General features: G+C 36.3%; 13 protein-coding genes and 3 pseudogenes. All 16 read right to left on the bottom strand.

The annotated features are described in order from the left end of the window. Nucleotides 1-32: 32 nt before the first annotated feature. Nucleotides 33-1250: pseudogene (mef(A), locus tag ACTQ54_RS02200) on the bottom strand (macrolide efflux MFS transporter Mef(A)). A gap of 385 nt (nt 1251-1635) precedes the next feature. After that, on the bottom strand, nt 1636-2304 hold the full coding sequence (locus ACTQ54_RS02195; protein WP_441754416.1) for a recombinase zinc beta ribbon domain-containing protein: 669 nt from the start codon (nt 2302-2304) through the stop codon (nt 1636-1638). Beyond that, nucleotides 2287-2943, bottom strand: a pseudogene (locus ACTQ54_RS02190) (recombinase family protein); the annotation flags it as partial. The gene ACTQ54_RS02195 and the pseudogene ACTQ54_RS02190, both read right to left, overlap by 18 nt. Nucleotides 2944-2958: 15 nt before the next feature. After that, nucleotides 2959-3171 (bottom strand): recombinase family protein, encoded by a 213-nt coding sequence (locus tag ACTQ54_RS02185; protein WP_441754228.1) that lies wholly within the window; start codon nt 3169-3171, stop codon nt 2959-2961. Between the two features lie 357 nt (nt 3172-3528). Next, entirely contained in the window at nt 3529-4056 is a 528-nt protein-coding gene (locus ACTQ54_RS02180; RefSeq protein ID WP_006702270.1) for a GNAT family N-acetyltransferase, read from the bottom strand. 443 nt (nt 4057-4499) lie between these two features. Further along, nucleotides 4500-5231: pseudogene (erm, locus tag ACTQ54_RS02175) on the bottom strand (23S ribosomal RNA methyltransferase Erm). Next, on the bottom strand, nt 5212-5613 hold the full coding sequence (locus tag ACTQ54_RS02170) for an AlbA family DNA-binding domain-containing protein (protein ID WP_274729994.1): 402 nt from the start codon (nt 5611-5613) through the stop codon (nt 5212-5214). The pseudogene erm and the gene ACTQ54_RS02170 overlap by 20 nt, the downstream one beginning before the upstream one ends. 295 nt (nt 5614-5908) lie before the next feature. Continuing rightward, nucleotides 5909-7474: a recombinase family protein gene (locus ACTQ54_RS02165; protein WP_274729993.1), complete on the bottom strand. Its 1566-nt coding sequence runs from the start codon at nt 7472-7474 to the stop codon at nt 5909-5911. Then, nucleotides 7471-7878, bottom strand: a complete 408-nt coding sequence (locus ACTQ54_RS02160; RefSeq protein WP_218930249.1) for a recombinase family protein — start codon at nt 7876-7878, stop codon at nt 7471-7473. Before ACTQ54_RS02160 ends, ACTQ54_RS02165 begins: the two co-directional genes overlap by 4 nt. Further along, entirely contained in the window at nt 7875-9422 is a 1548-nt protein-coding gene (locus ACTQ54_RS02155) for a recombinase family protein (RefSeq protein WP_274729992.1), read from the bottom strand. Before ACTQ54_RS02155 ends, ACTQ54_RS02160 begins: the two co-directional genes overlap by 4 nt. A 57-nt stretch (nt 9423-9479) precedes the next feature. Then, nucleotides 9480-9653 carry an SHOCT domain-containing protein gene (locus tag ACTQ54_RS02150; RefSeq protein ID WP_274729991.1) on the bottom strand — a complete coding sequence of 58 codons (174 nt, stop codon included), beginning with the start codon at nt 9651-9653 and terminating at the stop codon, nt 9480-9482. A gap of 161 nt (nt 9654-9814) precedes the next feature. Beyond that, on the bottom strand, nt 9815-11257 hold the full coding sequence (locus ACTQ54_RS02145; RefSeq protein WP_274729990.1) for a glucosaminidase domain-containing protein: 1443 nt from the start codon (nt 11255-11257) through the stop codon (nt 9815-9817). An 8-nt stretch (nt 11258-11265) separates the two neighbouring features. Continuing rightward, on the bottom strand, nt 11266-11691 hold the full coding sequence (locus ACTQ54_RS02140) for a phage holin family protein (RefSeq protein WP_274729989.1): 426 nt from the start codon (nt 11689-11691) through the stop codon (nt 11266-11268). A 6-nt stretch (nt 11692-11697) separates the two neighbouring features. Further along, nucleotides 11698-12027, bottom strand: a complete 330-nt coding sequence (locus ACTQ54_RS02135) for a phage head closure protein (RefSeq protein ID WP_274729988.1) — start codon at nt 12025-12027, stop codon at nt 11698-11700. Further along, a complete protein-coding gene (locus ACTQ54_RS02130; RefSeq protein WP_197115141.1) occupies nt 12027-12302 on the bottom strand; it encodes a head-tail connector protein in 276 nt (91 codons plus the stop codon). Before ACTQ54_RS02130 ends, ACTQ54_RS02135 begins: the two co-directional genes overlap by 1 nt. Nucleotides 12303-12321: 19 nt before the next feature. Next, entirely contained in the window at nt 12322-13518 is a 1197-nt protein-coding gene (locus ACTQ54_RS02125; RefSeq protein WP_197115142.1) for a phage major capsid protein, read from the bottom strand. Between the last annotated feature and the right edge of the window lie 6 nt (nt 13519-13524).

Below are 13524 nucleotides of genomic sequence, written 5' to 3'. Positions count from 1 at the left end.
AATAAGATACATAAATATCCCTCCAATATTGTTTATTTTAAATCTAATTTTCTAACCTCAGTTATCATTGGGCAAACTATAGCAATGCCAATAATTAAAATACCTGATAGTAAAAACCAATGATTTACACCGATTTTATCAGCAAAGAATCCAGAAAGAATTAACCCAATTGGCATAGCAAGTGACATGATACTTCCGGTCAAAGAAAATACACGTCCTAAATATTCAGACTTAATTTTCTCCTGAAAAAGAGCTGTTTGCACACCGCTATAAAATGGCACCGAAAGCCCCATTATTGCACAGCAAACTACAAATATTACAAATCCATTTGGAGGAAGTATTCCCGAAACGGCTAAACTGGCCCCCATTATAAAAAATGAACTAGTTATTAGTAATACACGCTTTTCGAAGCTCCCTAATCTTCCTAACAATAAGCCTCCTGCTAGCATTTCAAAGGCAAAGGAAATTTACGTAATAGAAATATGCACAGGTGTTCCATTAAAGTATTCCATGCTTATTAAAGGAAATAGTGCATTAATTGGCATATAAACAAAAGTATATAGTGTTCCTAAGAGTAATAAGGCAAACAATCCTTTGTTTTGTCTCAGAACGACAATTCCTTCTTTCATTTCTCTTATGAAATTTGGTTCCAAACTTTGCACTTGATTACCCAGCTTAGGTATACGTACAATTGCTACCGTAATAGATGCAATCACAGCACCCAATACGTCGATGGCAATAATAGCATTTAAATCCCAAACGGAGTATAAGAGTGCTGCAACTGCCGGACTAACAATATAACTTATAGACTGCAAAGACTGACTATAGCCTGCGCATTTCGTTAGCTGTTCTTCTGGTACTAAAAGTGATGTAACCGCATTGAGCGCTGGGGTATGAAAAGCTGTTCCAATGCTACGGATAAACAATACTATCATAACCATCCAGACAGGTAGCTCCATATAGAATGCAACAATAGCAAGCACTGCACCAGCTGCTGCGATAATTAAATCGGCACCAATCATTATCTTCTTCCTATCATGACGATCCACTAGCACACCAATGGCAGGCCCCAAAATCGTATAGGGTAAAAAACCTACTAATGAAGCCATAGACAAGACCATCGCAGATCCTGTTTTTTCTGTAAGGTAAAAAATAATCGCCATTTGCAGGATGGCACTAGTGATTAATGATACTGCTTGCCCTGCCCATATTGCATAAAATTTTCGTTTCCAATTGTTGTATTTTTCCATTTATATTATCTCCTGCATATTATTTTGCTTGAATTTCTATTTTGAATAGCATTCTAGGCAATAAAAAATGCAGGCCAAACCCCACAATGTGGCTTTTGGTCTGCATACATACAATTTGGAAACATTCATATTAAAGACATAGTTAAATAAAGGTATAGTTAAATAACCAATATCCTCACCGTAACTAATGAATGCTCAATATCGTATAAATAAGCACAACAAAAAAGCCTATCATCGGGGATAGATTCTGCTTTTTTTATTGCCAGCTTATCTTAAACGCATTGAGGCTGTCATAGGTTCGGTTCCTCCTACATCTTTATTTATACCAATTTATAGAATAACACAACAAGATGATATGTTCAATATAAAAATTATGGAATGAGTCTCATACTTCCAATTCGATGCCAGATTTAAAGGTTATGATAAAGTGGTCTTCATAGACTGTAACGCTCTGGATTATCTTTCTCACAAGCTTATCGTCGTACTCTAAGGTACGGAATTTATTATTGCGGATAAATTCAATCACCTCACCGATTCGCTCGTTCTCTCCACTGAGAGAGGCATCTTCTACTAAAAAGGTCTGGCGCTTATCTCGCAGCTCATCAATTTCATCTGCTAGATATTCATAGTCTTGACCCTTGTTCGCCAGCTTGATAAGTTCTTTTTGCTTTTCCTCCAATAAGTTGTTAATCTCTGAAATTTGGTATTCTGTCGTTTCACCAATCACAGCATGAATATTTTCTTCCAGTGTTTTTATCATGTTATCGCCACCTGAAAGCAGCTTATTAACTGCGGTCATCACAGCTCCATAGAGTTCATCTTCTTTTACGGTTCGGTTCTTACAGACTTCAGGACCCTGCTCAAATCTAGTAACGCATCGCCAGACAAATTCTTTTCTGCCGTGAATATTCCAATATGTTCTCCTATAAGTATCGCCACATTCTCCACAGAAGGTGATGGCACTTAAAGCGTACTTACTGCTATAAGTTCGTTTGCTCTTACCTTCTCCTGTGTAGATATTGCTTCTTCGATGAATTTCCTCCTGAACCTGCAAGAATAGTTCTTTTGGAATAATCGCTTCATGGCTATTTTCAACATAATACTGGGGAAGATGACCTTCGTTCTTCACTCGTTTCTTGGTCAGAAAATCTACTGTGACTGTCTTTTGAAGAAGGGCATCTCCGATGTGTTTTTCGTTTTGAAGGATCTTCTTAACTGATTCCGGTCGCCATCTTGGTTTTCCTGCTGCTGTTAAAATACCATCCTTTTCAAGACCCCGACCAATGCCCACTAGACTCTGACCTTCAAGGTATTCTCGGTAGATGCGTTTGATAATCTCAGCTTCTTCGGGGACAATGATTAAATTTCCATCTTCATCTTTGCTGTAGCCCATAAACCGTTTATGGTTGACCTGTACCTTTCCTTGTTGATATCGGTACTGTAGTCCAAGCTTAACGTTTTGTGAAAGGCTCTGGCTTTCCTGCTGTGCCAAAGATGCCATAATAGTCAGCAAAACCTCACCCTTGGCATCGAGTGTGTTTATTGCCTCCTTTTCAAAAATTATTCGAACTTTTAATTCCTTGAGTAATCTGACTGTCTTCAATGCTTCAATCGTATCTCGACCAAAACGACTCACACTCGTAGTGAGAACGATGGTTACTTTTTTATTGCGACAATCATCAATGAGACGGTTATACTCTTCCCGCTTTTATTTTGCTTTGGCTGAGGCTACATCAATATAGATATCAACTAACAGCCAATCCTCCACTATGGAGACTTTCTGAGTTAAGGCCGAAACTTGATTAGCTAGACTTCGTAACTGATCTTTTGTATTAGAGCTTACACGTGCATAAATAGCCACTCGCTTCCGTTTCGGTTGACGCCTCGCTGGAATATAATACATGTTGTCCTTTAAATCCATTGGTTCCCTCACTTTCTGGAATGGCTTAACTAATCACATTTAACCTAACTATCTATATAGAATAACCCCATAATAAGTAGGCTACTTAAATTTATTTTTATTTATTTTTTATATGAAAAGGTGTTGACCAATTCCCACATACTAGCTATTAAATATTGGATACAATTCCCCAACTCAACCGTTTCCAAACCCATCATATTAAAAAACCAGCCTCTAGAATATGGTAAACACATTCAAAAAGCTGATATAGCAACATATTACACTTTTACCTTTTGCATCAATACTATACACTCCACATGTATGGTGGTTAACGTATTAATTGATAATAGTATGTTGGAAGTGTGGTTTGGATGGTAATTAGATTACATGCTCAGATGCCAAAATTGCATAGACGTAACTATCCGTCCATTCGCCTTTACTCCAATAATCTTGGATAAAGTGTGCCTCTTGTCGCATACCTACTCTTTGACATAATTTCGCTGAGGCAAAATTTCTTGCATCTAGCACCGCCTGGATACGATGAACATTATGTTCTGAAAATAAATAGCCAATCACTCTCGTTACCGCTTCACTTGCATATCCACGTCCAGAATACTTAGGATTAAAAACATAGCCAATTTCTACCGTTTCTTTCATATCGGTGTACCAAACAGAAATATCCCCGATAACTTTCTCCTCTAACACACAAGCTATGTTCAACAACTTCGCTTCAGAAAGCTCATTATTATTTATTTTCTCATTTAATAACTCAGTAGAAGTACTATCATCCCATGGCTCATGTAACAAGTATTTACAAACCTCTTCATCTTGATAAAAATCTAATAGATCTCTTAAATCTTGTGATTTAAAAGTTCTCAAGGTCATTCTTTCTGTTGTTAAATTCATGCTTTTTCTCCTCCATATCGACTAGACAGAACCTTACAAGAAATTACTTCTTCTGGTAAGTCATCTGCACAAAGTTTTCTTGTTATCACTCAAATTTTATTGAAAAGTGCCTTCAAAGTAAATATTTATATACGACACATGACACAAATTTTCTTTAAAATAATACTAAAGAGGGACAAAGGCTATGCATAATCACTGCATAGCTCCATGTCTCTCCTATTTTTCGTTAAGATTAATGTTTAACTAATTCTTCAATCAATCTTTCAAAAAGATTATATCCAGCTCATATTAGTATTAGTAGAGCTTTTCAAATATACATCACTCTTTTCATCAATATGTCTTAAAAATTGCTCATTGTGCAATCCGCCTGAATTTATGTTTGTCTACATATCAATAGTCTAGCCAACATTAGGAATAAAACTTAAGAATCATAATCTATAAATTTAATTAAACAATTGATAACTCTCAAATATACTATCAAATTGTTCCAATGTGACCTGACTAAAATCATTAATCTTTACATTTTGTTTAACTCTTCGAATTTGGTTTTTAGTAAATAATTTTCGATAATCTTTATTCACCTAGCTATACACAAAATCCTCATAGATTTGTCTATCTCTTGATGTCATATAATTATTGAGTCTTTTCATTCTAATTAGTGAAGAGTCAACACTAGGTCTAGGATGAAATATTGTTCTCGGAATATTTTTTACGATTGATATTTCTAAATCTTTTCTAAGGATTAATGCCAAAGCTCGATTCATATCTAATAATCTTTTTGCAAAGCCTTCTTCTACAATTAAAAAACTGTCGCTTGCCGAGGTTTCGTAAGCAATCTTTTTTACAAGATCGGTACTGATGTTGTAAGGTATATTTCCAAATATTTTATAATCCTTGTCATGAGGGAAATTATAGGACAAAACATTCTCATTAATAATGTTAAGATTATTTTGATTTCCAACTCTTTTTCTAGTTGCCTCACACATCTTTGTATCAATTTCAATGGCAGTTACTTCCTTACAAATTTTGCATAATTCTTTTGTAAAATGTCCTTTACCAGATCCTATCTCATATAATAAATCATTCTGTGAGATATTAGTTAAGGATAATATGCCTTCAATGTCTTCTTTAGCAGTTATAAAATTTTGTGTGTATTTAATTTGTTGTCTTTTCATTATAAGCCCTTTCTATTGCTAACCGGGGGTTATTCTTTAGATAAATTGGTTTTAAATTATATGGTGCTTCTGGGATATGAACGAAAATGACATTTGTGCCATCCTCTAGATTTATAATTCGAACATCTTCATCTTCAATAATATTTGCGCTAACTTTTTGAGTGTTATTAAGCAAGTTAAACAAATCATCTCTTAGTTTATAAGGATCATCTACTCCAGTCACTTCATTATTTTTCTCATCCACTCCAAATACCACAAGACCACCATCAGTATTGGCGAAAGCAGAATAAGTATCCCAGAATGAGTCTGGAACATTATTTTTTGCTTTTTTTAGTTCAACGTTCTTTCCCTCGGTTAACTCTAATAATTTTTCTTTATCCATCTATATACCTCTATTTTTTCTATTTTAGCACGATTCACGCACGATTATTTTCTAAAAAGAGCCCTTTGTAAAGGGATTCTTTATTTATTTCTTGATTTTTTTGCACGATTCACGCACGATTCACGCACGATTTATTCATAATTATTCGCTTTATTCTCCTAATCTATCAAAAAAAAACTACCTTACGTGCGAAATAATTCTTCTAATAATTTTGCGAGTTTTAGGTTTCGAACCTATTATAGCAAAAAGAGAGACATAAAACTATGCAGCATCACTGCATAGCCCAATGTCTCTCTTATTTGTCAATATTAATTATGTCCCTAGTCTTCAACTCGACTTCAATACATTCATCCTTAATGACCACTCCCTCGACCAATCGATTCGTCAAACCCTCACCATACTCCTCCAGACGAGTGTGCTGAGTTTTCAAAAAAGCTTTGATGTCTGACCAGCGTCTCCGCTTCTCTTCATTGGTTGCATTCTCAATTAAAAGTTGCTGTTTCCTTTCTCGAAGTTTAAATATTCGCTCTGCTATGCGTTCATAGTCTTCTTTCTGATTTGCAAATTGATATAATTGCTTTTGTAAATCGTGTAACTGATTATCAACATCTTCCGCTGTTTCATCGTATTTGTTATTAAGAACTTGGGTAATATTTTTCTCCAAAACTTTCAAGTAGTTACCTTTATCTCCTATGAACTCATTAATCGCCTCTAATACTGCTTCATGAAGGAGATCTTCCTTAACCGTTCTCGCCTGACATTGCGTATGGTCAGTAAGGCGAGTCACACACCGCCAGACAGTCGCTTTACTTCCTCGACTGTTCCATTTTACTCGTCTAAAAATATCCCCACAGTGTTCACAAATCACTTTGCCTGATAAGGCATACTTCCCTTGGTACACTCGCTTCTGTTTTCGTTTGCCTGAATATAAGTTACTTCTTCTAGCCTTTTCTTGTTGAGCCAAATGAAAGGTTTCTTTGGAAACAATCGGCTCATGGTTGTCTTCGATATAATACTGTGGGACTGTCCCGTCATTTTCCACCCGCGTTTTGGTGAGGAAGTCCACAGTATAGGTTTTTTGAAGTAAGGCATCTCCCATATATTTTTCATTGCTAATAATGCGGTTAATACTATCTCCCGACCATTTTAGTTTGCCGGATCCCGTTGGGATTTTGTCGTTCATCAAGCCTCGTGCAATTCGTCCCGTCCCTTTCCCCTCAAGGTATTCTTTAAAGATGCGCCTGACCACCTTTGCCTGTTCCTGATTAATGATTAACGTACCTTCATCATCGGAATCATAGCCTAAGAACCGGGTTGTATTAAATTTCACCTGGCCTTGTTGATATCGATATTGTAATCCTAACTTGATGTTTTTACTCATAGATTCACTTTCTTGCTGAGCAAGAGATGCCATGATGGTAATCAGAACTTCCCCTTTTGAATCCAAAGTGTTAATGTTTTCTTTCTCAAAGTACACTGCTACATTCTTTGCTTTTAGCTGTCTAATATATTTTAGACAATCCAAGGTATTTCTAGCAAATCTTGAAATTGATTTTGTGATGATTAAATCAATATTTCCTGTCAAACACTCATTTATCATCCGGTTAAATTCGCGCCGGTTCTTAGTATTAGTCCCTGAAATACCTTCATCCGCATAAATATCAACTAATCGCCAGTCAGGATTTTTGTTAATATAATTCGTATAGTGACTAACCTGGGTCTCGAAACTTCCAGTTTGTTCTTCACTTTCTGTAGATACTCGACAGTAAGCAGCGACTCTCAATTTTGGATGTTCTTTATCTAATGCACCCTCTTGTAATTTTTTACGAGCTGGAATTACCATAACTCTTTTATCTTTCATACTTCCACCTCTATGCTTTCATACAGCACTGATGCCTTTCGTAGGGGGTCTCGTGGTAATTTGGCTTTTTCCTTCCATTGAAACTTAGTAGAGATAGACATTTTAAGGGGCTTACACTCAAAGTTTCGTCCTAGCTTATTTTTTCGCCTCTCACGTTCCATTTGAACTTTTTCAAATAGTTCTATTGAAACAATTGCCGGATAAAAATCGGTCCCCATATATATTGGATTTGCCAGAACCCTACCAATAAATCCATGGGTTTTATTGAGGCCCGCTTCTTCACCCACTTTAACCAAAGACTTTCCAGTTAAGTATATTTCAAATAAGTCCCTAATTATTCTCGCTTCGTTTTCATCGACTGTTATTTCACCATGTTTTATCTGATATCCGTAATAGGTTTTCATTGGCTACTCCTTTCCGTAAATCTTAAACCACATTTTAGATAAAAATGAAAGGTTTCTCGATTCTCTACTTTTACCCTTTCTAAGAATTCACTTAATACACTATCCTCATGCTCATTAAATGGATTCCTTCGTTTCAAAAATTGATTCAGTTTCTTTAATTCTTGAAATCGAATTAATTTATTTTCATCTTCCTCAAGAACAGTTCGTTTTTCGTTCAACAGATTCTTCTTTTCTTGTTCAATTCGGTTCAAGTACTGATGATAAAATTCAACATCTATCAACCCACTACTCTTGAGTTCCGTAAGTGTTTGGATGTTATTCTGACAATCCATAATTTTTTCCTCTACAAGATTCAATCGGTTTTGAGTGACAAAAGATGTTTCACTAAAAGCGTCAATCGTTTCTTCAATAAGTTCTTCTCTAGCAAATATTAGCTTGTTTATCATGGTCATGAATGCCGCTTGAATGTCAGTTTCTTTTATAAATTTCATCGGGCATTGTTCCTTGTTACTGATATGCGTAGGACAGCACCAAGCTATGTAATTGCTTTGATTAGTGGAATAGTGAATTCTCCTTTTATAATTACTTCCACAATGACCGCATATTATTTTCTTCGTCAAGGGGTAGACAGTATTGCCTCGACTTACTTTGGTTTCACTTCGATTACTGAGTAAATCCTTAACTTTTTCAAAGTCTTCTCTTGAAATAATAGCCTCATGATTATCTGGAATGTATAACATATCAACGTCACCGTCGTTAACATGACGCTGAAATTCCGAGTCAGTGTATGTTTTTTGATACAAAAAATCTCCAACATAACGTTCATTTGTCAAAATATACAGAATCGTACTTTCTCGCCATATCTCTTTCCTAGGCGGAGTTATATTTTTAGAGTTGAGCTTATTGGCAATGCGATAAGTCCCTTCCCCAGCCAGATAGCTTTCGAAAATATCTTGGATAATCCTTGCTTCCTTTTCATCTATTTCTAGATTATTATTTATAACTTTATAACCATATGGTGCACTAATGTGTCGATAGGAATTATTCTCAACGCGCTTTCTCAATGCCCACTTGATATTTTCGGATATTGTTCGTGATTCATTCTCCGCTAAGATACTCATTGAGGATAGTAATAATTCACCATCCATCTGTTGTGTATTCAAGTTTTCTTTATCGAAATGAATAGCTATTTTTAACGCACTTAATTCTCTGACTACGGTTAAACATTCCAAGATGTTTCTTGAAAATCTTGAAATGGATTTTATCAACACAAGGTCAATCTTTAATTGCTTGCAATCATCAATTAGAGATTGTAGACCTGGCCGTTTCTCCATATTCGTTCCGGTAATACCATCATCCGAATAGATCCCTACTTTATCCCATTCTGGATGAGAATCAATGAGTTGATCATAATGCGCCACTTGACTTTCTAAAGAACCTAATTGTTCTTCGCTATCCGTTGACACTCTACAGTAAGCTGCTACACGAGTTCGATTATTATTTAACGGTTGCTGCACCGCTTCTATTTTTGTTACTTTCTTCATAATCTCACCTCCTTCGGCAGTCACATATTACCTCTCAAACCTTATACTATCAACGTTTTAGGCCAGTAAATCCTTTAAGTATGGATTGAATTTTTCTAAGTTTAATTGATGTATTTCCGCCTTTTCCTCCTCGGTGATTAGACCGACTTCCTTTAATTCATTTAAGGCTTGTTCAGACAGAAAATAATCTATTTCACCATAAAATTGTGATGTTGTTATTTTGTCTTTCATCGTTCTCCTCCTTATTGCTTTATCGCCAAAATAGAGGTGAGTTCTTTTGTAAGTTAGTCTCCCTCTTACTATTAGCCAGGAGAATGAATGAATTCGGACGGTCTAAAAAATTTAGGCAAAAAAATAGACCTACCAGCACAGAATGCTAGTAGGTCATCTTATTATTTCTCTTTCATGGTTACTAAATATATTACGCCATCTACTTCGACTTCACCTTCTCCTTTTCTTGGTTGAGGCTGCTCACCACCTGCTGCTTGTTCAGAAGACAATGTAATTAGGTCTTTATCATTTTTTAACTTCTCATTTACTGCTTTTTGTATCAGTTCTGGATCATGCCCCAGTGAACGAATGCTTTGAATTCTCTCTTGACCGTTGCCATGCTTTCCGGAAATAATTTCACCAACTAACTGCTCCTTTGTAATGGGTTGGATTTGACGGTTCACTTCTTTTTGAACTTTTACCGCATCATAGCCGGCTTGTTCTAATCGTTGTGTCCGAGCATTTCCATTTCCCCATTTTCCTTGAATCACTTCACGTGCTACTTCTTGAATAGGAAGTCCTCTGTTGGATGTCACAAAACCATAACGCGCTCTTGCATAGCCCTGAATGGTACTAGAATACTTATGATAGCTTCTTCTGGCTACTTGCGAAACACCATTAATAATCGCATTCCCCTCTATTGTATTGATGTTATTTCCAGATACCGATTCTACCAGCCCAATGTGTTGTGCCCAGCCAGTTCGTAGATGATCCCATCTAAAAATAACGATATCACCTGGCAAAGGTAAGTATGTGTTCTCAGAAGATTTAAGTTGATACCAGATCCCTTTTTGTTTAAAGATATTTTTATGACGTTCGACCCCACACTCCCGCCCAATTAAGTCTGTTGCCCCTGCTTCATCGGATATAACAGTTATAAAGGCATCACACCAATCATCGGTATATTTTACAGGATAGCCCACTGGTAATGGCTTCACCTGATTATAACGGTCAATTAAATTTTTATGGTTAGTTGATTGTTTAGTCATACCAAGGTATTTTTTTGCTACTTGTATTATATTATTTGCACTTACAGGCATCTGCATTCCTCCTTCATCTAATATATCCAACGCCCCTGAATTTGCTGCGTTAATTGCTTTTCTTCTAGCAATCATTAGTTTTAAGTAATTCTTATAGCCAATCGCTGCATAATCATATTTTGCACCGCCCACCTTAAATAGACCTTTAACAGCTACTTCAAACTCTCTTTGACCACTCACGTTATAAATTCCTCCAGGACGTAATAAGTAGGTCCAATCATCAACAAAGTCCTCTAACGAATGATATCGATAATAATACCCCCCTTCTCTATCCGGTCGCTTACTTCCTTTGGTCACAGTAATCCCTGAAGGTCTCACTACAACATCTAAACTTTCTTCATTAAAAGGCATACTCATACCCGATAAGTTATTATTTTGAATCGCAACCGGACTCTTGCCCCACATACTTTCAACATGTAGTTGTGTAATTAATAAGGAAGGTAATATTAAGTAAGTTTTTGATTTGTCTAATATAAGCTGAATAACCTCTAACGCGAAGGTAGCACCTTGATAATTTAATTCCATAATTCCTCCTAACTTTCCGAATCTTTATCTTCAGACTGATTAATTTGTTTGAGCGCTTCTTTGATTTTGGCAGGAACTGGCAACCCTATTTGAATCGCATTTTCCAATATTGACAATCCTTCATTTGAGGCATAAAAACTGATTATTGTTGTTCTCAACACTGCGGACTCTCCTCCAAAAATATGAACATCTAATAAGTTAGCTAGACTTACAATGACGAAAATCATAAATTTCTTGGTAATACCTTTACGCCCTACTCGACTCGACAATTCATGATCATGGTAGGCTCTTAATAAACCAGTCACATAATCCGATAGAACCAAAGCAACAAGAAATGTCAGTAGACCGTCTATTGGCCCCAGATACCATCCCAAAATGCCGCCAACAATTGCGCTTGTATTATTTACTACATTTGAATTTAATAGTGTTTTCAATCGTCTTCACCCACCTCTCAAAGATGCACGTAATTCCATAAATCGATTGCGATAGCGGATATTATCGATAAAGGTAATGTTATAAACATTGTCTCTAAACGTTATCGCAGTATCTTCAGAAATGTCGTCTCGATACCGGATTGTAAATTTTAATTCCTTTTCTAATGATAATCCTAAAGCTGAATAATACTCATCACCATGAAGATTTGATACATGAGCCCATGCGGATCCAAATTCAACATACTCTTTCCCATATGGCGTCCCATATTCATCCACTAATGTGCGTTCCTCTGCAAAACTCATTCTTTGGTTTAAATCATTGATCGTAATATTCATTAAAAAACCTCATTTCGATAAGGAAACAGAATCGCCCTCATTAACTGAATCATGGATTTAAAATCTGCAGTTTCTCGATTTTCATATAAATAGGCTACCCCATAAAGGATAGCCATGATAATATCTGCTGGGACTTCATCATATTCTGTCAATGAGTGTCTTAATGTATTTTCTACAGTTTGCTGGGAGGATTGAATGAGTTGAGTAATCAGACTATCTTCAACTTCATTCTCTACCCTTAAAAATAGCTTTGCTTCTTCTAAACTAACTACCATTACATTCACCTACTAACTATTATGCTCCTGCTTTTTGTTTTAATAACTTAACAGCTTCTGGTAAGATCAGCTTTCCGTCCACTCTTTGTGACCCTAAAAAACCAACCTGACCTGTCGTCGCATATAATTCATTTAATCGTTTAAAGCTGCGTCCTTCTCGATCCGCAATCCAGTAGTAACTGAAATCACCAAAAATCACAGTGGTTGCTCCAGCTGCAATTTCCGGAACATAAGGAGAGGTTAGGACAGGACAGTTTAAAATTTTATCTGGTGTACCGGCCACTAAAGATGGCTGCCAGATATATTGGCCATTAGTATCCTTTAGCTGACGAATGGCTTTGACCGTTTGGTCATTCATAATGAATACTGAATTTTTACGGTAAGGCTCTTTAACGGAATAATATAAATCAATAAGATTATCGAAAGTGATTGCCTTATCAGAAGTAGTAGTAATTCCTACCTCCACAGAATTATCAGAAAGTAGCCCTAATGGTTTTCCAACCCCATCCCCTACTAAGAAGGCCTCTTCTTCCTTAGATCCTAATCGGCGAGCAAACTCACGCGCAATATAACTTGGTAAATTAAACGCAGAATCGTTTAATAATTCCTCTGATACTTTTACTAAAGTCCCCAATTTATGAGCTCCTAATAAAACTTGATTGAAACTCAAATCACTCTCAACATAGGACCCTTCTTCATCCATCCAAGAAGCATCTCCTTTTGAAGCGACCACTGGAATTTTTCGTTCACCGCTACTCGTTTGAATGACTTTCGCAATGCGGCGGAAGATATTTTCTGACTCTAATCCTTCTATTAATTGTCGTTCAAATTCATCTGGGACTAAATACCCACCTTCTGAATCCGTTCCAACCTGCAGTGCATTCTGTATAACACCGCTATTCTTACCGCGCATTACATTCCAAAATGCTTGTTCATATTCTGGGCTAGCTTTCCCTGACGCAATTTCTTTTGTACTCTGCGGTGATGTGACAATACCTTGTGAAGTAGCTTGGTTCATCACTTTATCCATTTCTAGTTGTTTTTCTAAACGTTCAATTTCATGACCTAAAGAAATAACTTCTTCCTCCATCGCTTCATAGCGCTGCGTATCTTCTGCTGATAAGACATCTGACACTTTATAGCAATCATCTAAAAAATCCTTGGTTTGATCCCAAGCTTTAGCACGTTTTTGTCTTAATTCTTGTAATTTATTCATTAAATT

Origin of the sequence: Fundicoccus sp. Sow4_H7, assembly GCF_052115865.1 — a bacterium.
Lineage (GTDB): Bacteria > Bacillota > Bacilli > Lactobacillales > Aerococcaceae > Fundicoccus_A.
This window is presented reverse-complemented; position numbering and strand designations above follow the sequence as displayed.

Excerpts from the sequence above, each read along its gene's own strand:
- ACTQ54_RS02185 (WP_441754228.1), bottom strand. The coding sequence starts at position 3,171 with ATGGATTTAAAGGACAACATGTATTATATTCCAGCGAGGCGTCAACCG.
- ACTQ54_RS02180 (WP_006702270.1), bottom strand. The coding sequence starts at position 4,056 with ATGAATTTAACAACAGAAAGAATGACCTTGAGAACTTTTAAATCACAA.
- ACTQ54_RS02170 (WP_274729994.1), bottom strand. The coding sequence starts at position 5,613 with ATGGATAAAGAAAAATTATTAGAGTTAACCGAGGGAAAGAACGTTGAA.
- ACTQ54_RS02165 (WP_274729993.1), bottom strand. The coding sequence starts at position 7,474 with ATGAAAGATAAAAGAGTTATGGTAATTCCAGCTCGTAAAAAATTACAA.
- ACTQ54_RS02160 (WP_218930249.1), bottom strand. The coding sequence starts at position 7,878 with ATGAAAACCTATTACGGATATCAGATAAAACATGGTGAAATAACAGTC.
- ACTQ54_RS02155 (WP_274729992.1), bottom strand. The coding sequence starts at position 9,422 with ATGAAGAAAGTAACAAAAATAGAAGCGGTGCAGCAACCGTTAAATAAT.
- ACTQ54_RS02150 (WP_274729991.1), bottom strand. The coding sequence starts at position 9,653 with ATGAAAGACAAAATAACAACATCACAATTTTATGGTGAAATAGATTAT.
- ACTQ54_RS02145 (WP_274729990.1), bottom strand. The coding sequence starts at position 11,257 with ATGGAATTAAATTATCAAGGTGCTACCTTCGCGTTAGAGGTTATTCAG.
- ACTQ54_RS02135 (WP_274729988.1), bottom strand. The coding sequence starts at position 12,027 with ATGAATATTACGATCAATGATTTAAACCAAAGAATGAGTTTTGCAGAG.
- ACTQ54_RS02130 (WP_197115141.1), bottom strand. The coding sequence starts at position 12,302 with ATGGTAGTTAGTTTAGAAGAAGCAAAGCTATTTTTAAGGGTAGAGAAT.
- ACTQ54_RS02125 (WP_197115142.1), bottom strand. The coding sequence starts at position 13,518 with ATGAATAAATTACAAGAATTAAGACAAAAACGTGCTAAAGCTTGGGAT.